The following is a 20,901-nucleotide window of genomic DNA, read 5'->3' on the forward strand; positions in this document are numbered from 1 at the left end:
GAAGACGGAAAGCAGACGCCAAAGCCACCGCAAAGTCGACCCGTAAACCCAGCGTTCTCAAAAGCTTATGAGTCCAGATGCGGGGCGTTGCGGCCCCCCGCATTTTCTCCGGCCTGACTGTCTGTCAATTGGGAAGGCGTGTCGGGGCAGGCCCCTACTTACGCCACCCCATAGCGTTTGCGGGCTTCCTTGAAGGACAGGAGCTTGCCTTCCACCGAGTCCCACAGGTGCAGGTTCACTGACCGCAGGCTTTCGCGGATCGTCAGACGCTGCGCCTCGGCAAGGGTCGCGTGGTCGCGGATCACCTCGGGCAGGCGATAGAACGGGATCCGGGAATAAAGGTGATGCACATGGTGGATGCCGATATTGCCGGAAAACCAGCGCAGGGGCTGCGGCAGGATGTAATGCGACGACCCTTCGAGTGCCGCGTCATGCAACTGCCAGTCGTCGCCCTTGGACCAATGCGTTTCTTCAAACTGGTGCTGGACGTAGAACAGCCAGACCCCGATCGTCGCGGCGATCACCGAGGTTGGCAGGAAGATCAGCAGGACGGGCAGAAGACCGCCAAACCAGATCACCAGACCTACCGCGATGCCGATCATCGCGTTGGTTCCCATGGCACTTGTCCAGTAGCGCCAGCCAGAGTTCATCAGACCCAGCGGCAGGCGGTTTTGCAGCAAAAACAGATAGCTGGGGCCAAGAACGAACAGCACGACCGGGTGGCGGTAAAGCCGGTAAAGCAGGCGGCCAAACGGGGTGCGGGCGCGGTATTCCTCGATCGTCAGGGTCAGGACATCGCCGATGCCGCGCTGGTCAAGGTCGCCGTGGTGGGCGTGGTGGATGGAATGGGTGCGCCGCCAGACCGCATAGGGGGTCAGCGTCAGGACGCCAAGGCTGCGACCCAGCCAGTCCTGCGCGCGGCGGTTGGTCAGAAAAGCTCCGTGGCCGCAATCATGCTGGATGATGAAAAGCCGCACCAGAAACGCGCCGTTCAGCAGCGCCAGCGCCAGGGCAAGCCATGCACTGACCGACAGCGCCATCCATGCCAGCACCCAAAGTGCGATGAACGGGACCAGCGTTGCGGCAAGTTCCAGCAGGCTGCGGCGGTTGGACGGTTCGCGGTAGCGCGCAAGAATGCCAAGCCAGTCACGGGCGCTGCGGGGGGATGCGATCTTGTCGGGCATCAAGGCCTGTCATCTTTGCCGGAAAAACTGCGGCGGGTTTGATTGCGCCTTGGCAGGACACCACGCGGCAGGTGGTCTATTCGGGCCACTCTGAGTTAGGGGGAACCGGCGCAGGTTTCAACCGTTTTGATGTCGCGGGGGGCAGGTCAGGCCCGAAGTTGTGCGACCTGCTGCAAGATTGGCACTGGCAAGGCCGGCTTTCCGGCCCGACAGCGGGGCTGGCCCCTACGCAGCGGCCCCTACTTGCGGCCCGTGCCAGCGCTTGGTCGGACGCTTGACTTCCTGGCCTGTCGCGCGCCTTCATCTGGACTTATCGCCAGACCCCGAGCGCGCAGCATGGCCATTCCCGTCGAAGCCTTCTACCTGACCCCGGGTGCGGTCGGCAGTCTGCAACAGCAGATCCGCGCCATGGTCACGCAAGGCATTCTGGCGGGCCGATTTCGCCCAGGCCAAAGGATGCCTTCGTCACGCGGGCTGGCCGAACATCTGGGGGTCAGCCGCATCACGGTGACGCTGGCATATGCAGACCTTGTGTCGCAGGACTATCTGACATCGGCTGGCCGTTCGGGTTATTTCGTTTCGGATACCGCACCGATCGCCCCGGCCTTTCCGCCAAGCGCCCCCCGGGCCGAGGCGGTGGATTTTCGCGCCCTTACCAGCGGGAGGTTCTCCCGCGCACCCCGGGTGGACCGTCCCGAGGATTGGGACCGCTACCCCTATCCGTTCATCTATGGCCAGGCCGATCCGACCCTGTTTGACCACCAGAACTGGCGGCAATGCGCGCTGCGGGCGCTGGGCAAGCGGGACTTCGCGGCCCTGACATCGGACTATTATGACCGCGATGATCCGCTGCTGGTTGAACAGCTTTTGCGCACGATCCTGCCTCGCCGGGGTATCGCCGCGCGCGAGGAAGAGGTCTTGCTGACCCTTGGTGCGCAGAACGCGCTCTGGATCGCGGCCATGTTGCTTTTGGGTCCGGGGCGGCGGGCAGGAGTGGAAAATCCCGGCTACCCGGCATGGCGCGGCGTGGTGGCCGCGACCGGGGCCGAAGCGGTGCCGATCGATGTAGATCCGATGGGGCTGCCGGTTGACGGACTTGCGGGGCTTGATGTGGTCTTCGTGACACCGTCGCACCAATGCCCGACCAATGCGACCATGCCTGTCGAACGCCGCACCGCCCTTCTGGACGCAGCCGAGCGTGAGGGCTTCGTGATCGTCGAGGATGATTACGAATTCGAAATGAGCTTCCTCAGGCCCGTCGCCCCGGCGCTGAAGTCGCTCGATCGGGGGGGGCGGGTGATCTATGCCGGGTCGTTCTCGAAATCGGTGTTTCCCGGATTGCGGCTGGGCTATCTTGTCGGCCCGCCCGGCTTTATCGCCGAGGCGCGAGGCCTGCGCACGATGATGCTGAAACATCCGCCGGGCCATATCCAACGGACGATGGCCTATTTCCTTGGGCTTGGGCATTACGATGCGCTGGTCAACCGGATGAAGGGGGCTTACCGGCGGCGCCGTCAGGTGATGGCCGAAGCGCTTGCGGCCGAGGGGCTGGAGGTCGCAGGGCAGGGCGGCTTTGGCGGATCAAGCTTCTGGATGCGCGCGCCCGAGGGGGTGGACACCGACGTTCTGGCGCTTGCCTTGCGGGCCGACGGCGTGCTGATCGAGCCGGGGCGCGCGTTCTTTGCCGGGGACGGGCCGCGGAACTTCTACCGGCTGGCATATTCCTCCATCGCGCCGCAGCGGATTGCGGAAGGCATTGCGCGGATTGCCAAGGCGTTGAGATGATTGCACCACCCGGAGGCGCTTCGTCCCCCCCCCCCCGGAATTCCTCCGGACCCCCCGAGGATATTTGCAGAAATGGAATGATGCCGACTGGCTATACCTCGGGCTTTGTTCTGGCCCTAAGGAGGGGTCGGCGACGGCAGTAGGTTGCGCGGCAAGGGGCCATGGCGCCCAAGGGATACTGAGGAGACGCGCGATGAAGATGACCACCGAGGAAGCCTTTGTAAAAGTGCTTCAGATGCACGGGATCGAACATGCGTTCGGGATCATCGGCTCGGCCTTCATGCCGATCTCGGACATCTTCCCCAAGGCCGGGATCACCTTCTGGGATTGCGCGCATGAAGGCTCGGGCGGGATGATGGCGGACGGGTTCACCCGGGCCTCGGGCAAGATGTGCATGATGATCGCGCAGAACGGCCCCGGCATCACCAACTTCGTGACGGCGGTGAAGACGGCCTACTGGAACCACACGCCCTTGTTGCTGGTCACGCCGCAGGCGGCAAACAAGACCATAGGGATGGGCGGGTTTCAGGAAGTGGAGCAGATGGCCCTTTTCCAGGACATGGTGGCCTATCAGGAAGAGGTCCGCGATCCGTCCCGCGTGGCCGAAGTGCTGAACCGCTGCATCCTGAACGCCAAACGGATGAGCGCGCCGGTGCAGATCAACATGCCGCGCGACTACTGGACCCAGGTGGTCGACATCGACCTGCCCGCCATGGTGGAGTTCGAGCGCCCCGCCGGGGGTGAGGCGGCAATAGTGGCAGCGGCAGAGCTGCTGTCGAGCGCGAAGTTCCCGGTGATCCTGAACGGCGCGGGGGTGGTTCTGGGCGGCGCGATCCCGGCCAGCATGGCCTTGGCTGAACGGCTGGATGCACCGGTTTGCGTGGGCTACCAGCACAATGACGCCTTTCCCGGCAGCCATCCCTTGTTCGCGGGACCATTGGGTTACAATGGGTCGAAGGCCGCAATGGAGTTGATTTCGGGCGCGGATGTGGTACTTTGTCTGGGTACTCGGCTTAACCCGTTTTCAACGCTTCCGGGATACGCGCTGGACTACTGGCCGCGTGAGGCCAAGATCATCCAAGTTGACATCAACCCGGATCGGATCGGGTTGACCAAGAAGGTGACAGTTGGAATTGTCGGCGATGCGAAAAAGGTCGCCGAGGCGGTTTTGGCGCGATTGGCCTCTACCGCCGGTGACCATGCGCGGGGTGAACGCAAGGCGAAGATCGCGCAGGTGAAATCTGCCTGGGCGCAGGCGCTTTCCAGCATGGACCATGAGGAAGATGATCCCGGCACGACCTGGAATCAGCGCGCGCGCGGTGCCAAACCGGACTGGATGAGTCCCCGGATGGCGTGGCGCGCGATTCAAAGCGCCTTGCCGAAAGAGGCGATCATTTCCAGCGACATCGGTAACAACTGCGCGATCGGCAATGCCTATCCGACTTTCGAGACCGGACGGAAGTATCTGGCACCGGGCCTGTTCGGCCCCTGCGGCTATGGCCTGCCGTCAATCATCGGGGCCAAGATTGCCTGCCCGGATACGCCGGTGGTCGGCTTTGCCGGGGACGGCGCCTTTGGCATTGCGGTGACCGAACTTACGGCGATTGGTCGGCCTGAATGGCCCGCGATCACGATGGTTGTCTTCCGCAACTACCAGTGGGGTGCGGAAAAGCGGAACTCGACTCTGTGGTACGACGACAATTTCGTCGGCACCGAACTGGATGAGGGCGTCAGCTACGCGGGGATCGCGCGGGCCTGCGGGTTGCAGGGTGTGCAGGCGCGGACGATGGAGGAACTGACTCAGGCGCTGCGCACGGCGATTGCCGACCAGATGGTGGGCCAGGGTCGGGGCAAGACCACGTTGATCGAGGCTCTGATCAATCAGGAACTGGGGGAACCCTTCCGCCGCGATGCGATGAAGAAACCGGTCGAAGTTGCGGGGATCTCGCGTTCTGACATGCGGCCTCAGGTGGCAGGGTGACAGCGGACGAGGCTGTTTGGCGCATCGCTCTGGGGGGCAGGAATGCCCTATGATCTTGGGCCGGGGGCTCTGATCTGGCTGGCTGTGGCCAGCCTGATCGCCGGCTTCGTGCGCGGCTATTCCGGCTTTGGCTTTTCTGCGCTGCTGATTGCCTCGGCCAGTCTTGTCACCAATCCACTGAATTTCGTGGCCGTTGTTGTCATTCTGGAAATGATGATGTCGGTGCAGGCGGCCAAACTTGCCGGGCCGGATGTGGACTGGCGCCGGGTTGGCTGGCTTTTGGGCGGGGCGGCTATCGGGCTGCCGTTGGGTCTTTGGATCCTGACGGGCGTATCCGACAACACCGCGCGGGCGGTGATTTCGGGCTATGTGCTGTTGATGTGCGCGGTTCTGATGGTGGGTTGGCGGCTGCGGTCCGAGGTGGCGGGGCCGATCAACGGGGTGGCTGGCATCGTCTCGGGTCTGGCCAATGCGCCGGGGATGGGGGGGCTGCCGGTGGCGGCCTTCTTTGCCGCCCAGCCGATGCGGTCGCCGGTGTTCCGGGCGACGCTGATCGCCTATTTCCCGCTGCTCGACCTTTATTCCGCGCCGCTTTACTGGTTCGCCGGGCTGGTCAGCTGGGATACGGTCTGGGCCTCGGCGCTGGTGATGCCGATCACGCTTTTGGGCAACTGGCTGGGCGGGCGGCATTTCTTTGGCACCGACCCACAGGAATTCCGCCGCTTTGCCATCATCCTGCTGGCTGGGCTGGCCATTCTGGGCTTGGGCAAGGCGCTGATCTGATGTGGCTGATCGTGAACGCGGGTTCATCTTCGCTGAAGCTTGCGGTTTTTGATCAATCGCGTGAGCTTGGCCGCGCCAGCGTGACCGAGATAGGCACCGCAGGCCATGTCGCCGCATTGGACCGGGCGCTGGGCGAGGTGGGGGTTCCCCTGAGCCGGCTTCAGGCAGCCGCGCACCGGGTGGTGCATGGAGGCACCGCCTTGACCCGGACTTGCCGCGTGACGCCTGATGTTCTGCACCTGATCAAGGCCTGCGTACCGCTTGCCCCCTTGCACAACCCGGCCAATCTGGCGGGAATTCAAGCGGTTGCCCGGCTTTTGCCCGATCTGCCGCAGTTCGCGACTTTTGACACCGCCTTTCATGCCACGAACCCTGAGGTGGCGGTGACTTACGCTCTGCCGCAGGGTGAACGCGCACGGGGCCTGCGGCGCTATGGCTTTCACGGGACAAGCTATGCCGCCTTGGTGCGCGTCCTGGCGCAGCGGGGCGACCGGCCGGAAAGGCTGCTGGCCTGCCATCTGGGCAATGGGGCATCCCTTTGCGCGATTGTGAACGGTTGTTCGCTTGCGACGACGATGGGATATTCGCCCCTGGACGGGTTGACCATGGGGACGCGGGCCGGGTCAATCGACGGAAATGCTGTCCTGCGGCTGGCCGAATTGCATGGGGTTGAGGCCGCGGGGCGTATCCTGAACCGCGAAAGTGGGCTTCTGGGCCTTGGCGGAGCAAGCGATCTGCGGGCTTTGCACGGTTCGGACCGCCCCGAGGCAAGGTTCGCGCTGGCGCATTTCGCCTATTGGGCGGTGCGGCACGCAGGCAGCATGGTTGCCGCGATGGGCGGGCTTGATGCGGTGGTCTTTACCGGCGGGATCGGTGAAAATGACGCTTGGATACGCGCCGAAATCCTGAAAGGATTGGCTTATCTGGGGGTTGTGGCTGATCCGGTGGCAAACCGGCTGCATGCGGACCGGTTGGATGATGCGACATCGCGTGTCGCGATATGGACAGTTCCTGCCGATGAGGAACGCCAGATTGCGCTGGAGGCACAGGCGGTGATGGCCGGGGAGGGCGCTGGATGAACGATCAACCGCGGATCGACACATCGCCCCGCGTCTCGGACGAGGTGCGCCAGACGACCTGCTACATGTGCGCCTGTCGCTGCGGGATCAATGTGCATCTGAAATCCGGCAAGGTCAGCTATATCGAGGGCAACCGCGACCACCCGATCAACAAGGGCGTGCTTTGTGCCAAGGGTGCCTCGGGGATCATGCAGGTCACGGCTCCTAGCCGGCTGCGCGCGCCGTTGCGGCGGGTGGGGCCAAGGGGGTCTGGCGCCTTTGAGGTGATCACCTGGGAAGAGGCGCTGTCGACGGCGGTGTCATGGATGAAGCCCCTGCGCGAAACGGCCCCGGAAAAGCTGGCGTTCTTCACCGGCCGCGACCAGAGCCAAAGCCTGACCGGCTGGTGGGCGCAGAATTTCGGCACGCCGAACTATGCCGCGCATGGCGGGTTTTGCAGCGTCAACATGGCGGCGGGGGGCATCTACACCATCGGCGGCGCGTTTTGGGAATTCGGCCAACCGGATTGGGACCGCACAAAGCTCTTTGTGATGTTCGGGGTGGCTGAAGATCATGACAGCAACCCGATAAAGATCGGCATCGGCAAGCTGAAGGCACAGGGCGCGCGGGTGATCAGTGTCAACCCGATCCGTACCGGCTATTCGGCGGTGGCCGATGACTGGATCGGGATCACGCCCGGCACGGACGGGCTGCTGATCCTGTCGCTGATCCATTGCCTGCTGGAGGCGGGGAAGATCGACCTTGATTACCTTGCGCAATGGACGAATGCGCCATTGCTGGTCAACGGGGCCGAGGGGGCGGAAAAGGGACTGTTCGTCAAGAACGCCGAAAGCCAGCCCTTCGTGATCGACCGCACCACTGGCCACCCCGCGCCATGGGATGGCAAGGGGGTAGAACCGGACCTTGGGGCCGAATGGCAGGGCAACCGGACCGTGTTCCGCCACATGGTCGAGGAATATCTGAAGCCGGATTACGCGCCCGAAGCGGTTGCCGAACGCTGTGGCGTCACGGCGGGGCGTATCCGGGCGCTGGCGGCGGAACTGGCCGAGGTGGCGTTCAATCAGGCAATCTCGCTTGACCGGCCTTGGGTGGATTTCCGGGGGAACGCGCACGCCAACATGCCGGGCCGTCCGGTCAGCTTTCACGCCATGCGGGGGATTTCGGCCCATTCCAACGGGTTTCAGACCGCGCGGGCGCTGCATCTGTTGCAGATCATCCTTGGCGCGGTCGAAACGCCCGGCGGCTATCGGCTGAAGCCGCCATACCCCAAACCGATCGAGGCGCATCCGACGCCGCATTTCGTGACCACGCCGGGCAAGCCCCTGACCGGGCCGCACCTCGGCTATGTCCGCAGCCCCGATGATCTGGCGCTATTGGCCGATGGCAGCCCGGCCCGGATCGACAAGGCCTTCAGCTGGGAAAACCCGTTCTCGGCCCACGGGCTCATGCATATGGTGATCCCGAACGCCCATACCGGCGACCCTTACCGCATCGACACGCTGTTTCTTTACATGGCGAACATGTCGTGGAATTCCTCGATGAACTCTGCCCGGGTCATGGAGATGCTGACCGAACAGGGCGCGGACGGCGAATATCTGATCCCCCGGATCATCTATTCCGATGCCTACGCGTCTGAAATGGTGGCTTATGCTGACCTGATCCTGCCCGACACGACCTATCTTGAACGGCATGACTGCATTTCCCTGCTGGATCGGCCGATTTCAGAACCCGACGCGGCAGGCGATGCGATCCGCTGGCCGGTGGTCACGCCCGACCGCGAAGTGCGGTGCTTCCAGTCGGTGCTTCTGGAACTTGGCGCAAGGCTGGGCCTTCCGGGGATGGTGAATGAGGATGGCTCGGCGAAATATGCCGATTACGCCGATTACATCGTGAACCACCAGCGCCGGCCGGGGGTAGGGCCGTTGATGGGATATCGCGGCGATGGCACGGCCACCGGGCGGGGGGCGCCGAACCCCGTCCAGATGGAGCGCTACATCGCCAATGGCGCCTTCCATCAGGCCCATGTCCCGGAAGACGCGGCCTTTTACAAGCCGTGGAACATGGCCTATCAGGATTGGGCAGTCAAACTTGGGCTGTTCGAGACGCCGCAGCCCTATCTGTTCAGCATCTGGTCCGAACCGATGCGCCGCTTCCAGCTTGCCGCCGAAGGCTTTGGCCCACGCCAGCCGCCCGACCATCTGCGCGAGCGGCTGAAGCAGTCGATGCATCCCCTGCCGATCTGGTATGCACCTTACGGCGATGAGGACGCGGCCTTTGGCTATACCGTCCACGCCCTGACGCAGCGACCGATGGACATGTATCATTCATGGGGCAGCCAGAACGCGTGGCTGCGCCAGATCAAGGGGCAGAACGCGCTTTACCTGCCAACGAAACTCTGGAAGGCGCAGGGGTTCAAGCCGGGCGACTGGGCGCGGGTGTCCTCGCGCGCGGGGTCAATCACGGTGCCGGTGGCGCATATGGCGGCCTTGAACGAAAACACGGTCTGGACGTGGAACGCCATCGGCAAGCGCAAAGGCGCGTGGGCGCTGTCGCCCGCGGCCCCGGAGGCGACGACGGGGTTCCTGCTGAACCATCTCATTTCGGAACTGCTGCCTGACAAGGCAGAGAATGGCGGTCATCGGCTGTCCAACTCGGACCCGGTGACGGGGCAGGCTGCTTGGTTTGACCAACGCGTGCGGGTCGAACGGGTTGCAGCAGGGGATCACCCCGCCGGGCGCGGCGCCGAGCCAGAGTTTGCACCCTTGCCCGACCTGCCGCGTGCTGGCGGGGGGCGTGTCCAGAATTCTTCGAGGAATTTTGCCAAGAGTTTTCGAAAACTCTTGGGTCTTGGGGAGAGCGCGCGATGACGGCCTTGCCGGGTGCCACCGAAAAGCGGCTGGGTCTGGTGGTTGACCTTGATACCTGTGTCGGTTGTCAGGCCTGCGTCACTGCCTGCAAGGGCTGGAACGATCAGGGCCACGGGCTGTCTGATCAGGATGCCTATGGGGCCAACCCTTCCGGCACCTTCCTGAACCGTGTCCATTCCTATCAGGTCGAGGTGGCCGATGCCCCGCCGCAGATCGTCAACTTCCCCCGGTCCTGCCTGCATTGCGAGGATGCGCCTTGTGTCACCGTCTGCCCCACGGGGGCCAGCTACAAGCGGGCCGAAGACGGGATTGTTCTGGTCAATGAAGACGCCTGCATCGGCTGCGGGCTTTGCGCATGGGCCTGCCCTTATGGGGCGCGGGAACTGGACGCCGATCAGGGGGTGATGAAGAAATGCACCCTTTGCGTGGACCGGATCTACAACGATAACCTGCCCGAAGAAGACCGTGAGCCTGCCTGCGTGCGCACCTGCCCGACCAATGCCCGCCATTTCGGTGATTTTGCCGACCCTGACAGCGCGGTGTCGCGACTGGTGGCTGACCGGGGCGGTTATGACCTCATGCCGGGGATGGGGACGAAGCCCACGAACAAATATCTGCCGCCAAGAAAGAAGGGGCCGGGACAGGCCAGCCTGCTGGCGCCCTTGCTTGATGTGAAGGCCACCGGGATTGCGGGTTGGCTGGACCGGGTGCTGGGGAAGATCTGACATGCATCCGGCACCTTCCGTCATCCTGTTTTCCACGCTCTCCGGGCTTGGCTTCGGGTTTCTGGCCTTTCTGGGGGCGGGAATTCTGTTGCCTTCGGGCTGGGCCGCGTTCTTCCTGTGGGGGCTGGGCTATGGGCTGGCTGTCGCCGGCTTGCTGGCCGCGACCTTCCACCTTGGCAACCCCAAGAACGCTGTGAAGGCCTTCAGCCAGTGGCGCACAAGCTGGCTGAGCCGTGAGGCCTGGGCTTCCGTCGCCACGCTCGTTCTCTTGGCCCCCGTCGCCCTGTCCGATTGGCTGGGTCTGGGGCTTTCGCGCCTGCCAGGGCAGATCGGTGCCGGGCTTGCGTTGTTCACGGTGCTGACCACGGCGATGATCTACACCCAGATCAAGGCGGTGCCGCGCTGGCATCTTTGGCTGACGCCGGTGATGTTTGTCAGCTTTGCCATTGCCGGTGGGGCCGTGCTGGCAGGGGCGCCATGGGCTTCGCTGGCGCTTTTGGCGGTGGGTGCGGTGCTTCTGGCCACGTGGCGGGTAGGGGACGGTGCCTTTGCCCGGGCCGGGCAAACGCTTGGTGCGGCCACGGGGCTTGACCAGATCGGCCTGCCCACGGTGTTCGAGCCGGCCCATACCGCCGGAAACTACCTTCTGCGCGAGATGATCTTTGTCGTCGGGCGCAGGCATGCGCGCAAGCTGCGGTTGATCGCCCTGGTGCTGGCGTCGCTGCTGCCAGCGCTGGTCCTTCTGTTGCCACTTGGGTGGGTGGGCATTGCGCTGGCGGCTTTGCTGCATCTGGCCGGGGCGCTGGCTGCGCGCTGGCTGTTCTTTGCCGAGGCCGAACATGTGGTGGGGCTTTACTACGGCGCCCGGGGGTGATCCCTTCGCGCGATGGCAAGCCCGTTCAAGACTTATGACATCCGTGGCCGACTGGGGCTTGACCTCGATGAGGCGACCGCCCGCCGCATTGCCCGTGCTTTTGCCACGGTCCTGGGGGCGGGGGCAGTGGTGCTGGCCCGCGACAGCCGCGAAAGTTCACCTTCCTTGGCCGATGCGGTGGCGTCAGGGCTGATCTCTGCCGGGGTGCAGGTGTTGGACCTTGGCCTTGCCGGGACCGAAGAAATGTATTTCGCCACCGACCATCTGGGGTCGGATGGCGGGATCATGGTGACGGCCTCGCACAACCCGGCCGATTACAACGGGATGAAGTTGGTCGGTCCGGGGGCGGTGCCGCTGTCGTCCAAGACTTTTGCAAGCGTCCGCGCGCTCAGCGAGGGCAGATCGCCCTACGCCTTGCCCGACATTGTGCCGGGGGGCGGGCGGCAGGATGCCAGCGCTGTCCGGGCGGATTATGTGGCGCGGCTTGTCGGAATGGTCGGCGCGGCGGGGATCGGGCCGTTGCGGGTGCTGGTCAATTCCGGCAACGGCGCGGCGGGGCCAACGCTGGATGCGCTGGCCGAAGGACTGGCGGCAAAGGGCGCACGGCTGGATCTGATCCGGCTTCACCATGCCCCGGATGGCCGGTTTCCCAATGGCATCCCGAACCCGCTTTTGCCCGAAAACCGCCCCGTGACTGCGGCGGCGGTGGTGCAGGCGGGGGCAGGCATGGGCGTGGCCTTTGACGGCGATTTCGACCGCTGCTTCCTTTTTGACGGGCAGGGCGGCTTTGTTGGCGGTGAACATGTCGTGGCTCTGTTGGCGGCGGCCCATCTGGACCAAAGCCCCGGTGCCGCAATCGTGCATGACCCCCGCGTTCTGTGGGCGGTTGAAGATACGATCAAGCGCCACGGTGGCCGGTCGGTTCTGGCACCCACCGGGCATGTGTTCCAGAAATCCGCGATGCGCCGGACTGGAGCCGTCTATGGCGGCGAGATGAGCGCGCATCACTATTTCCGCGATTTCATGGCTTGCGACAGCGGCATGTTGCCGTGGCTGATGGTGGCGGGCCTTCTGGGCCGCAGCGGGAGCAGTCTGGTCGATCTGGTTGGAAGCCTCCGGCGAGACTTCCCATCCTCGGGCGAGATCAACTTTGCCGTGGCCGACCCAGCCGCGATGATGGCGCGGGTGCGCGTCGAACTGGCCCCGGGCGCAAGGTCGGAAGACCGGACCGATGGGCTTAGCCTTGCCTTTGACGGCTGGCGGCTGAACCTGCGCGCGTCAAACACCGAACCTCTGCTGCGGCTGAACGTCGAGGCGCGCGGCGATCCGGGGCTGGTGGCTGACGGCGTGGCGCGGGTCAGGGCGCTGATTGACGCCTGACCAAGGGAAGTGTCTGCGGCTTGCCGCTTTATTGGGCGGTGTGCTTGCCAAACAGGCGGAAGCCCCGGCGTTCGGTTCCAAGCTCCGGGCCAGCCCTGGGCGGCAATTGTCATTGGCCTCCTTCACTGGCGACAGTCTGCCGGGGGACAGCATGACAGCACTTGCACCGATCCAGACCATGCAGCGCGCCAAGGGCGAGGCGCTGGTCACGCTTGACCGCGCGGCCCGGCTGCAACGCTTGCGGCAGGCAGGATCGGCCAAGGCGATCCTGCCGGGTGGTGGCGATGTGCCAGAGGTGGTGTTTCTCAATACCTCGGGCGGGCTTACGGGCGGTGACCGGCTGCGCTTTCAGCTTGATCTGCAAGGCGGGCGCGCGGTGGCCACGACCCAGACCGCCGAACGCGCCTATCGCGCCGAAGGGATGGCTGCGCGGATGGAGGTGCAGCTTGGCGTCGGTCCGGGCGGCTGGCTGGACTGGCTGCCACAGGAAACCATCCTGTTTGACCGCGCGGCCCTTGACCGCCGCACGGTGATCGACCTTGCCCCCGGTGCCGGTTGCCTTGCGCTGGAGGCGGTGGTTCTGGGCCGCGCCGCGATGGGCGAGGTGGTGCGGCAGATCCGCTTTCGGGACCGCCGCGAGATCCGGCTGGGGGGCGTTCCCCTTTGGATTGACCCGCTGGCGCTGGATGATGCGGCCCTTGCAGCCGGCGCCGCCGGGCTTGGGCCATCGCGGGCTTTCGCCAGCATCGTGATGACGGGCGAGGCCCCGCTTGGCCCCTTGCGCGTGGCCTTGGACGAACCCGGCGTGACCGGTGCCGCCAGCGCCTTTGGCGGGCGCACGGTCTTGCGCCTGCTTGCCGCCGACGGCTGGCCCCTGCGCCGCCAGATCATCCGCGTCCTTCACATCCTGCGACAGGGCCGCCCCCTGCCGCGCGTCTGGCAGATTTGAGGCCCACATGAACCTGACCCCCCGCGAAAAAGACAAACTGCTGGTCAGCCTTGCCGCCATGGTCGCCCGGGGCCGCCTGTCGCGCGGCGTAAAGCTGAACCACCCCGAAGCCATTGCGCTGATTACCGATTTCGTCGTCGAAGGTGCGCGAGATGGCCGCTCGGTCGCGGATCTGATGGAGGCGGGCGCCCATGTCATTGCCGCTGATCAATGCATGTCGGGCATCCCCGAAATGATCCATTCCGTTCAGGTCGAAGCGACGTTTCCCGACGGCACCAAACTTGTCACCGTCCATCACCCCATCCGATAGGAGGCCAAAGATGCTGCGACTTGCGATGCCCTTCCTGCCCTTGCTGGCAACCCCAGCCCTTGCGCATGAGGGGATGCACCACCACCCGCATGGGGTGGAATTCGGCTGGCTGGGGGTGGCCCTTCTGGGGTCTGTCCTTGGCGGTGGCGCCGTCTATGCCGTGATGCGGCGGCGCAAATGATCCCCGGTGAGCTGTTCCCCGCTGCCAGCGGTGACATCACCCTGAACGAAGGCGCCGAGGTGACGGTGCTGATGGTCGCCAATACCGGTGACCGGCCGGTTCAGGTGGGCAGCCACTACCACTTTGCCGAAACGAACCCCGGCCTGTCCTTCGACCGCGACGCCGCGCGAGGCCAGCGGCTTGATATCGCCGCAGGCACCGCCGTGCGCTTCGAGCCGGGCCAGACGCGCGAAGTCAGGCTGGTGCCGCTGGCCGGTGTGCGCCGGGTTTACGGCTTCAATCAAAAGGTCATGGGGCCGCTTTAAGCCCCGAAAGGACGACGCATGCCCGCACGCATCTCTCGCAAGACCTACGCCGACATGTATGGCCCCACGCTGGGTGACCGTCTGCGGCTGGGCGATACTGACCTGATCATCGAGGTCGAACGTGACCTGATCGCCGAACGCAGCGCCGGGGGGGCCAATGCGTTGCGCTACGGCGAAGAGGTGAAGTTCGGCGGCGGCAAGGTGATCCGCGACGGGATGGGCCAAAGCCAGCTGTCCCGGGCGGAAGGGGCGATGGATACGGTGATCACCAACGCGCTGATCGTGGACTGGACCGGTATCATCAAGGCCGATGTCGGCCTGCGCGACGGGCGGATCGCGAAGATCGGCAAGGCCGGGAACCCCGACACGCAACCGGGCGTAGATGTGATCATCGGCCCGGGAACCGAGATCATCGCGGGCGAAGGGCGGATCCTGACTGCGGGCGGCATGGATGCCCATATCCATTTCATCTGCCCCCAGCAGATTGACGACGCGCTGCATTCTGGCCTGACGACGATGCTGGGCGGCGGCACCGGCCCGGCGCATGGCACGCTTGCCACCACCTGCACGCCCGGCCCGTGGCATCTTGGCCGCATGTTGCAGGCCGCAGATGCCTTTCCGATGAACCTTGCCTTTGCGGGCAAGGGCAATGCCTCACTTCCCGCGGCGCTTGAAGAACAGGTGCAAGCCGGGGCCAGTGCCTTGAAACTGCACGAAGATTGGGGAACGACCCCCGGCGCGATTGATTGCTGCCTGACCGTCGCGGATGCGATGGATGTGCAGGTGATGATCCACACCGACACGCTGAATGAATCGGGCTTTGTGGAAAACACGCTGAAGGCCATCGGCGGGCGCACGATCCATGCGTTTCATACCGAAGGCGCGGGCGGTGGCCATGCGCCCGATATCATCAAGGTGGTCGCTAGCCAGAACATCCTGCCGTCGTCCACCAACCCCACGATGCCCTACACCGTCAACACGATCGAAGAACATCTCGACATGCTGATGGTCTGCCACCACCTTGACCGCCGCGTGCCGGAAGATGTGGCCTTTGCCGAAAGTCGGATCCGGCGGGAAACGATTGCGGCGGAAGACATCCTGCATGATCTGGGCGCGTTCTCTGTCATGGCGTCGGACAGTCAGGCGATGGGCCGGGTGGGCGAGGTCATCACCCGTACATGGCAGACCGCGCACAAGATGAAGGTTCAACGCGGACGGCTGGCTGAAGAGCAGGGTGACAACGACAACGCCCGCGTAAAGCGCTATATCGCAAAATACACCATCAACCCGGCCATCGTGCATGGGATCAGCCGCCATATCGGCAGCGTCGAGGCAGGCAAGCGTGCCGATCTGGTCCTGTGGTCGCCTGCGTTCTTTGGGGCCAAGGCCGAGATGGTTCTTTTGGGCGGGGTGATCGTGGTGGCGCAGATGGGTGATCCGAACGCCTCGATTCCGACGCCGCAGCCGGTGCATACCCGGCCGATGTTCGGGGCTTACGGCCGGTCGGTCGAACGCAATGCCGTAACCTTTGTCAGTCGCGCCGCGCAGGAAGACGGGGTGGCTGCAAGGCTGGGTCTGGCCAAGGACACGCTGGCCGTCGAAGGCACGCGCGGCATCGGCAAGCGGGACATGAAGCTGAATTTCGCCACACCGCAGATCGAGGTTGATCCGGAAACCTATGAAGTGCGGGCTGATGGGATCCTTCTGACCTGCGAACCCGCAAGGGAGTTGCCGCTTGCACAGCGCTATTTCCTGTATTGAGCCGTCAGACATGAACCGGGAAATGTTCTGCTGTTTTCTCCGTTTCACGCCGGATCGGCCAGCCGCGACGAAAAACCGGGACGACCGGGAAGTCATGCTCCATCGAGGCCAGCGCGGTTTCACGCCGTTGCAGGCGGTCAATCTCGGCCCGGATTTCGGCGAGTTCAGCGGCAAGGGAAAGGTGGGGCAGGGTCATGGTGATCCTCCGTTATTCCGTTCGATCAGCATCGCCCTGATTCCTGAAAATTCTGCTAAGGGCAGCCAATGACCCTACCGATTGCCCAGACCCTGCACCGTGCGGGCCAGTGGCCGCGTCTTGCCACGGGCCGGGTCGTGCTTGGCTATGAAGACCGGTTCTTGCGGCGCAAGCGGCTGGTCACGACCGCCGGGGAAAGCTTCATCGTCGATCTGGCCGAAACCTCCAACCTTCTCGCGGGCGATGCCTTCGAGCTGGCCGACGGCCGTCTGGTCGAAATTGCGGCGGCAGAAGAGGCCGTGCTGGTGGTGACGGGCGACCTTCTGCGTCTGGCCTGGCACATCGGCAACCGTCACACCCCCTGCCAGATCGAACCCGGGCGGCTGGTGATCCGCGCCGATCATGTGCTGGCCGACATGCTGCGCGGACTTGGCGCAACCGTGACCGAGGCGCGCGAACCCTTTACCCCGGAAGGCGGCGCCTATGGCATGGGGCGCACGATGGGGCATGCGCACTGATCTTCTGACCCTTGTGCAATGGCTTTCCCCGGCGTTCCCGACCGGGGGCTATGCCTATTCGCACGGGCTAGAGGTGGTGATGGCGGAAGGCGAACGCTCTGGCCACGGTCTGCGGGCCTGTATTGAGACGGTGCTGCGGTTCGGGTCAGGGCGGGCGGATGCGGTCCTTCTGGCCCTGGCCTTGCGCCAGGGGGCCGACATCGCGGCGCTGGATGCGGCGGCCCGGGCAATGGCTGGCACGAAAGAGCGGCTGAGCGAGACGGTTGAACAGGGCGCCGCCTTTGCGCGGACGGTGGCTGCGCTGACCGGCCGCAACCTTTCCGCGCGGGCCTTGCCGGTTGCGGTGGGTGAAGCGGCGGGCAATGCGGGGGCAGGGCTTGACCTTCCGGTCGAGGAAATCGTGGCCCTCTACCTGCACGCTTTCGCGGCAAACCTTGTCGCCGCAGCCACCCGCTTTGCGCCTTTGGGGCAGACCGAAGCGCAGGGGATGCTGGCCAGCCTGCACCCGGTCATTGCCACGATTGCCGCCGGGGCGGTGATGGCCGAGCTGGATGATATCGGCACCTCGGCCTTCGGGGCGGAACTGGCGGCGATGCGGCACGAAGAACTGGATGTAAGGATCTTCAAGACATGACCCGATCAAAGAACGGACCCTTGAAGGTGGGAATCGGTGGGCCGGTGGGGGTGGGCAAGACCTCGTTGACCGAGGCGCTTTGCCGGGCCTTGGCGGGGCGTTGTTCAATGGCGGTGATCACCAATGACATCTACACCCGCGAAGATGCCGAATACCTGATGCGGGCGCAGGTCTTGCCCCTTGACCGGATCCGGGGGGTGGAAACCGGCGGTTGCCCGCATACCGCAATCCGTGAGGATGCCTCGATCAACCTTGCCGCCGTGGCCGACTTGCGGGCCATGCATCCCGACCTTGACCTGATCCTGATCGAAAGCGGCGGCGACAATCTGGCCGCGACCTTCAGCCCCGAACTGGCTGATCTGTCGATCTATGTGATCGACACGGCGGCGGGGCAGGACATCCCAAGGAAGCGGGGGCCGGGGGTTGTGCGGTCGGATCTGCTGGTGGTGAACAAGACCGATCTTGCGCCTCATGTCGGCGTGGACCTTGATCTCCTGGAGGCCGATACCAGAAAGGCGCGCGGCGCGCGGCCCTATGTCATGGCCCGCGTCCGGCAGGGTGTCGGAATTGCGCAGGTGGTGGCGTTTCTGGAAGCCGACGGCGGGTTGATCCTGCGGCCCTGACGCCGCCCGTTGTTGGCGCCGCAGACGGCCATTCCTTCGCGGCAATACATGGACGAAGCTTAAAAAGTCGCCCCGGCGCCTATCGGGCCGGGGCGATTGCAGGCATGATCCCTGACGCGGTGTCAGTTCGAGGCGGGCGCTTCCTCGGCGGCCTCTGCTTCGCCCTCAGCGGCCGCTACCGCAGGCGACAGTGATGCGATGAAGGCCCAGAGATTGGCCGCATCATCGGCGCTACGCACCTTGAAGGCCATCTTCGACTTGGCCTTGTCGTCGCCCAGCTTGGCCTTCAGATACTTGGCAGGATCCTGCACATACTCAACGAAATTGGCTTCGTCCCAAACCTGACCGGCCGCACCGACAGCCACGATGGACTCGCCGTATTTGAAGCCTTCGACGCTGCCAACCACACGACCGGGCAGGCCATAGAGGTTCGGCCCGGTCTTCGAGTTGCGGCCCGCCAGTACCTCACCAGCTTCGTTCTGCACGACGTGGCAGGTCTGGCACTGGTTGAAGGTCTTTGCACCGGCCTCGATGTCCTGGGCCATGGCTGGCGCTGCAAGGCTGGCGAGGGCGAGAACGGTAAGGGTCAAACGCATGAGGTATCCTCCCGGGGGGTTTGTTCGGCTTGTATACTGTTGCCCACGATGGGTTTGGCAAGGGCTAACCCGCGCAAATTCACGCGACTGCGTGGGAAATCGCGCAACGCTTCCACAAAGTGCCAAGGGCGGTGACCAGTTTGTCGATGTCAGCCTCGGTGTGATGGGGGCCGGGGGTCAGGCGCAGGCGTTCGGTGCCTTTAGGGACGGTGGGATAGTTGATCGGCTGGACGTAGATGCCCCAGTCTTCCATCAGGATGTCGCTGATCATCCGGCATTTCACCGGATCGCCGATCATTACCGGGATGATGTGGCTTTCATTGCCCATATGCGGGATGCCGGCGCGGTCAAGCTTGCGGCGCAGCAATGCAACATTCGCCTTCTGGGCCGCGCGTTCTTCGCCCGATGCCTTGAGGTGGCGGATCGAGGTGGTGGCGGCGGCGGCCACGGCGGGCGGGATCGCGGTGGTGAAGATGAAGCCGCTGGCGAAGCTGCGGATGAAGTCCACGAGCGCGCTGGAGCCGGTGACATAGCCGCCCATGCAGCCAAAGGCCTTGCCCAGCGTGCCTTCGATCACGTCGATCCGGTCGGCAAGGCCGCGCTCTTCGGTCACGCCGCCGCCATGGGCGCCATACATGCCGACGGCATGCACTTCGTCGATGTAGGACAGCGCGCCGTGGGCTTCGCAGACCTCTACGATCTCGCGGATCGGGGCGATGTCGCCATCCATCGAATAGACGGATTCGAAGGCCACGATCTTCGGACGGTCGCCGACGGAACGAAGCTTGCGGTCAAGCTCGCGCCAGTCGTTGTGCTTCCACAAGACCTTGTCGGCGCGGGAATGGCGGATGCCTTCGATCATCGAGGCGTGGTTGCCTTCGTCGGAAAAGATCACGGCATCAGGGATGCGCGACCCCAGTGTGGACAGGGCCGCCCAGTTCGACACATAGCCCGAGGTGAACAGAAGCGCCGCCGCCTTGCCGTGAAGATCGGCCAGTTCGGCCTCTAGCGCGCGGTGCTGGACGGTGTTGCCGCCGATGTTTCTTGTGCCGCCCGCGCCCGTACCGCAGGTCTGCACCGTTTCCACCATCGCGGCCACCACATCGGGGTGCTGGCCCATTCCCAGATAATCATTGGAACACCAGACGGTGACTTCGTCCACCGTCGCGCCATGGCGGTTCGCCCGTGGAAACGCGCCGCAGCGGCGTTCAAGATCGGCGAAGGTGCGGTAGTTGCCTTCGGATTTCAGCGCGGAAAGCTGGCTTTCAAAGTGGCGAGCGAAGTCCATGGGATGTCACTTTCTTATCGGTAGATTGGGGTCGGATACGGCAGAAGCTTCGGGAAGCATCCAGCGCCAGAGTTTCTGGTCGGGCAGGGGCAGCACCATGAACCAGTGTTCAAGCAGTGCCAGAAGGGTAAGAGCCATCAGCAGGATATGGCCCGCCTGCGCGGCGTCGGTCGGGGCGGCAAGGGCGCGTTCCAGCCAGCAGGCGGCGGCGAAGGTCAAGACCGTGACCGAGATCGGGAACAGCCAGTTCATCCGGGCATGGCGAAAATGGCTGGCCAGATGGGCCAGGGGGCGGGGCAGGAATTCGGTGTTGATCCGCGGCACGCCGAAAAACAGGTTCAGCTTGGCCGAGGCGCGGGCAAAGAAAAGGATGGCGAAGGTGTAAAGGCCGAAAGGGTTGGCGGCGTTCCATGCGGCATAGGCCAGAAGGACAAGCGCCACGATCAGCACCGCCTCGTGCCACAGAAGCGTCAGCGTGGCCTGCCGGAACCGGTCCCAGCCCCGGGCATAGGGCGGGCTGGGGTTGGTGTTCGGGCCGGTGATGACACCTGACAGGAAGGCAAGCTCGATCCAGCCCCAGACGGCCAATGCCGACAGGAAGGCCGCATAGGTGCCAGAAACGCTGGCCTGATCAAGGCTCAGGCCCAGCCCCACCACCCCGCCGACCAGCAAAGGCAGGCCCCAAAGGACCGACATCTGATGCGCTGACCCGCCGGCGCGGTCGGCGTGGCGGACGCGCCACAGGATCGCCCCGGTGGAGAACCACCAGACAAACAGCACCAGAAGCGAGGCGATCCAGGGATTTGTCATGTGCGGCCCCCCCCGAAGGGGAGACCGCACCGGCGGGTGGGACGCGCCCATCCCCCCCGCCTACCCGCTGCC

At 64.5% G+C, this 20,901-nt stretch carries 21 protein-coding genes; 16 read left to right on the plus strand and 5 right to left on the minus strand.

Going from position 1 to position 20,901, the window contains the following annotated elements; genetic code table 11:
- Positions 1-158 precede the first annotated feature (158 nt).
- On the minus strand, positions 159-1,184 hold the full coding sequence (locus tag QUV21_RS01360; RefSeq protein ID WP_300852633.1) for a fatty acid desaturase: 1,026 nt from the start codon (positions 1,182-1,184) through the stop codon (positions 159-161).
- A 336-nt stretch (positions 1,185-1,520) separates the two neighbouring features.
- Here QUV21_RS01360 and QUV21_RS01365 point away from each other — a divergent pair, with 336 nt between their 5' ends.
- From QUV21_RS01365 to ureC, 13 genes are all read left to right on the plus strand, one after another.
- Positions 1,521-2,969: a PLP-dependent aminotransferase family protein gene (locus tag QUV21_RS01365; protein ID WP_300852634.1), complete on the plus strand. Its 1,449-nt coding sequence runs from the start codon at positions 1,521-1,523 to the stop codon at positions 2,967-2,969.
- A 193-nt stretch (positions 2,970-3,162) separates the two neighbouring features.
- Positions 3,163-4,950: a sulfoacetaldehyde acetyltransferase gene (gene xsc, locus QUV21_RS01370; protein ID WP_300852636.1), complete on the plus strand. Its 1,788-nt coding sequence runs from the start codon at positions 3,163-3,165 to the stop codon at positions 4,948-4,950.
- 42 nt (positions 4,951-4,992) lie between these two features.
- Positions 4,993-5,733, plus strand: coding sequence for a sulfite exporter TauE/SafE family protein (locus tag QUV21_RS01375; RefSeq protein WP_300852638.1), 741 nt, complete (start codon positions 4,993-4,995; stop codon positions 5,731-5,733).
- A complete protein-coding gene (locus QUV21_RS01380) occupies positions 5,733-6,812 on the plus strand; it encodes an acetate kinase (protein ID WP_300852640.1) in 1,080 nt (359 codons plus the stop codon). Before QUV21_RS01375 ends, QUV21_RS01380 begins: the two co-directional genes overlap by 1 nt.
- On the plus strand, positions 6,809-9,679 hold the full coding sequence (locus QUV21_RS01385) for a molybdopterin-dependent oxidoreductase (protein ID WP_300852642.1): 2,871 nt from the start codon (positions 6,809-6,811) through the stop codon (positions 9,677-9,679). Before QUV21_RS01380 ends, QUV21_RS01385 begins: the two co-directional genes overlap by 4 nt.
- Entirely contained in the window at positions 9,676-10,404 is a 729-nt protein-coding gene (locus QUV21_RS01390; RefSeq protein ID WP_300852643.1) for a 4Fe-4S dicluster domain-containing protein, read from the plus strand. The genes QUV21_RS01385 and QUV21_RS01390 overlap by 4 nt, the downstream gene beginning before the upstream one ends.
- A gap of 1 nt (position 10,405) precedes the next feature.
- Positions 10,406-11,278 (plus strand): DmsC/YnfH family molybdoenzyme membrane anchor subunit, encoded by an 873-nt coding sequence (locus QUV21_RS01395; RefSeq protein WP_300852644.1) that lies wholly within the window; start codon positions 10,406-10,408, stop codon positions 11,276-11,278.
- Between the two features lie 12 nt (positions 11,279-11,290).
- On the plus strand, positions 11,291-12,658 hold the full coding sequence (locus QUV21_RS01400; protein ID WP_300852646.1) for a phosphomannomutase: 1,368 nt from the start codon (positions 11,291-11,293) through the stop codon (positions 12,656-12,658).
- Positions 12,659-12,809: 151 nt separating this feature from the next.
- On the plus strand, positions 12,810-13,607 hold the full coding sequence (locus QUV21_RS01405) for an urease accessory protein UreD (RefSeq protein WP_300852648.1): 798 nt from the start codon (positions 12,810-12,812) through the stop codon (positions 13,605-13,607).
- A 7-nt stretch (positions 13,608-13,614) separates the two neighbouring features.
- Positions 13,615-13,917 carry an urease subunit gamma gene (locus QUV21_RS01410; protein ID WP_300852651.1) on the plus strand — a complete coding sequence of 101 codons (303 nt, stop codon included), beginning with the start codon at positions 13,615-13,617 and terminating at the stop codon, positions 13,915-13,917.
- A gap of 10 nt (positions 13,918-13,927) precedes the next feature.
- Positions 13,928-14,098, plus strand: a complete 171-nt coding sequence (locus tag QUV21_RS01415) for a hypothetical protein (protein WP_300852653.1) — start codon at positions 13,928-13,930, stop codon at positions 14,096-14,098.
- Positions 14,095-14,403: an urease subunit beta gene (locus QUV21_RS01420; protein WP_300852654.1), complete on the plus strand. Its 309-nt coding sequence runs from the start codon at positions 14,095-14,097 to the stop codon at positions 14,401-14,403. The genes QUV21_RS01415 and QUV21_RS01420 overlap by 4 nt, the downstream gene beginning before the upstream one ends.
- Before the next feature lie 18 nt (positions 14,404-14,421).
- A complete protein-coding gene (gene ureC / locus QUV21_RS01425; protein ID WP_300852655.1) occupies positions 14,422-16,164 on the plus strand; it encodes an urease subunit alpha in 1,743 nt (580 codons plus the stop codon).
- A gap of 4 nt (positions 16,165-16,168) precedes the next feature.
- Here the strand turns inward: ureC and QUV21_RS01430 are convergent, their stop codons facing one another.
- A complete protein-coding gene (locus QUV21_RS01430) occupies positions 16,169-16,360 on the minus strand; it encodes a hypothetical protein (protein ID WP_300852656.1) in 192 nt (63 codons plus the stop codon).
- Positions 16,361-16,428: 68 nt separating this feature from the next.
- Here QUV21_RS01430 and QUV21_RS01435 point away from each other — a divergent pair, with 68 nt between their 5' ends.
- From QUV21_RS01435 to ureG, 3 genes are read left to right on the plus strand one after another with little or no spacing between them, the layout of a single operon-like run.
- Entirely contained in the window at positions 16,429-16,878 is a 450-nt protein-coding gene (locus tag QUV21_RS01435) for an urease accessory protein UreE (RefSeq protein ID WP_300852657.1), read from the plus strand.
- On the plus strand, positions 16,868-17,512 hold the full coding sequence (locus QUV21_RS01440) for an urease accessory UreF family protein (RefSeq protein WP_300852658.1): 645 nt from the start codon (positions 16,868-16,870) through the stop codon (positions 17,510-17,512). The genes QUV21_RS01435 and QUV21_RS01440 overlap by 11 nt, the downstream gene beginning before the upstream one ends.
- On the plus strand, positions 17,509-18,135 hold the full coding sequence (gene ureG / locus QUV21_RS01445; RefSeq protein ID WP_300852660.1) for an urease accessory protein UreG: 627 nt from the start codon (positions 17,509-17,511) through the stop codon (positions 18,133-18,135). The genes QUV21_RS01440 and ureG overlap by 4 nt, the downstream gene beginning before the upstream one ends.
- 122 nt (positions 18,136-18,257) lie before the next feature.
- On the opposite strand, the gene QUV21_RS01450 is transcribed toward ureG, so the two are convergent.
- From QUV21_RS01450 to puhE, 3 genes are all read right to left on the minus strand, one after another.
- Positions 18,258-18,731, minus strand: coding sequence for a cytochrome C (locus QUV21_RS01450; protein WP_366907348.1), 474 nt, complete (start codon positions 18,729-18,731; stop codon positions 18,258-18,260).
- Between the two features lie 79 nt (positions 18,732-18,810).
- Positions 18,811-20,019 carry a 5-aminolevulinate synthase gene (hemA, locus tag QUV21_RS01455; protein WP_300852662.1) on the minus strand — a complete coding sequence of 403 codons (1,209 nt, stop codon included), beginning with the start codon at positions 20,017-20,019 and terminating at the stop codon, positions 18,811-18,813.
- 6 nt (positions 20,020-20,025) lie between these two features.
- Complete coding sequence (gene puhE, locus QUV21_RS01460; protein WP_300852664.1) at positions 20,026-20,829, minus strand: putative photosynthetic complex assembly protein PuhE; 804 nt, start codon at positions 20,827-20,829, stop codon at positions 20,026-20,028.
- Positions 20,830-20,901: the final 72 nt, after the last annotated feature.

The sequence above is a fragment of the Tabrizicola sp. genome (assembly GCF_030373185.1).
In the GTDB taxonomy this organism is placed as follows: domain Bacteria; phylum Pseudomonadota; class Alphaproteobacteria; order Rhodobacterales; family Rhodobacteraceae; genus Tabrizicola.

What these genes read in the sequence shown, in the direction of transcription:
- QUV21_RS01360 (WP_300852633.1), bottom strand. Translation starts at nt 1,184, where the DNA reads ATGCCCGACAAGATCGCATCCCCCCGCAGCGCCCGTGACTGGCTTGGC.
- QUV21_RS01365 (WP_300852634.1), top strand. Translation starts at nt 1,521, where the DNA reads ATGGCCATTCCCGTCGAAGCCTTCTACCTGACCCCGGGTGCGGTCGGC.
- xsc (WP_300852636.1), top strand. Translation starts at nt 3,163, where the DNA reads ATGAAGATGACCACCGAGGAAGCCTTTGTAAAAGTGCTTCAGATGCAC.
- QUV21_RS01375 (WP_300852638.1), top strand. Translation starts at nt 4,993, where the DNA reads ATGCCCTATGATCTTGGGCCGGGGGCTCTGATCTGGCTGGCTGTGGCC.
- QUV21_RS01380 (WP_300852640.1), top strand. Translation starts at nt 5,733, where the DNA reads ATGTGGCTGATCGTGAACGCGGGTTCATCTTCGCTGAAGCTTGCGGTT.
- QUV21_RS01385 (WP_300852642.1), top strand. Translation starts at nt 6,809, where the DNA reads ATGAACGATCAACCGCGGATCGACACATCGCCCCGCGTCTCGGACGAG.
- QUV21_RS01390 (WP_300852643.1), top strand. Translation starts at nt 9,676, where the DNA reads ATGACGGCCTTGCCGGGTGCCACCGAAAAGCGGCTGGGTCTGGTGGTT.
- QUV21_RS01395 (WP_300852644.1), top strand. Translation starts at nt 10,406, where the DNA reads ATGCATCCGGCACCTTCCGTCATCCTGTTTTCCACGCTCTCCGGGCTT.
- QUV21_RS01400 (WP_300852646.1), top strand. Translation starts at nt 11,291, where the DNA reads ATGGCAAGCCCGTTCAAGACTTATGACATCCGTGGCCGACTGGGGCTT.
- QUV21_RS01405 (WP_300852648.1), top strand. Translation starts at nt 12,810, where the DNA reads ATGACAGCACTTGCACCGATCCAGACCATGCAGCGCGCCAAGGGCGAG.
- QUV21_RS01410 (WP_300852651.1), top strand. Translation starts at nt 13,615, where the DNA reads ATGAACCTGACCCCCCGCGAAAAAGACAAACTGCTGGTCAGCCTTGCC.
- QUV21_RS01415 (WP_300852653.1), top strand. Translation starts at nt 13,928, where the DNA reads ATGCTGCGACTTGCGATGCCCTTCCTGCCCTTGCTGGCAACCCCAGCC.
- QUV21_RS01420 (WP_300852654.1), top strand. Translation starts at nt 14,095, where the DNA reads ATGATCCCCGGTGAGCTGTTCCCCGCTGCCAGCGGTGACATCACCCTG.
- ureC (WP_300852655.1), top strand. Translation starts at nt 14,422, where the DNA reads ATGCCCGCACGCATCTCTCGCAAGACCTACGCCGACATGTATGGCCCC.
- QUV21_RS01430 (WP_300852656.1), bottom strand. Translation starts at nt 16,360, where the DNA reads ATGACCCTGCCCCACCTTTCCCTTGCCGCTGAACTCGCCGAAATCCGG.
- QUV21_RS01435 (WP_300852657.1), top strand. Translation starts at nt 16,429, where the DNA reads ATGACCCTACCGATTGCCCAGACCCTGCACCGTGCGGGCCAGTGGCCG.
- QUV21_RS01440 (WP_300852658.1), top strand. Translation starts at nt 16,868, where the DNA reads ATGCGCACTGATCTTCTGACCCTTGTGCAATGGCTTTCCCCGGCGTTC.
- ureG (WP_300852660.1), top strand. Translation starts at nt 17,509, where the DNA reads ATGACCCGATCAAAGAACGGACCCTTGAAGGTGGGAATCGGTGGGCCG.
- QUV21_RS01450 (WP_366907348.1), bottom strand. Translation starts at nt 18,731, where the DNA reads ATGCGTTTGACCCTTACCGTTCTCGCCCTCGCCAGCCTTGCAGCGCCA.
- hemA (WP_300852662.1), bottom strand. Translation starts at nt 20,019, where the DNA reads ATGGACTTCGCTCGCCACTTTGAAAGCCAGCTTTCCGCGCTGAAATCC.
- puhE (WP_300852664.1), bottom strand. Translation starts at nt 20,829, where the DNA reads ATGACAAATCCCTGGATCGCCTCGCTTCTGGTGCTGTTTGTCTGGTGG.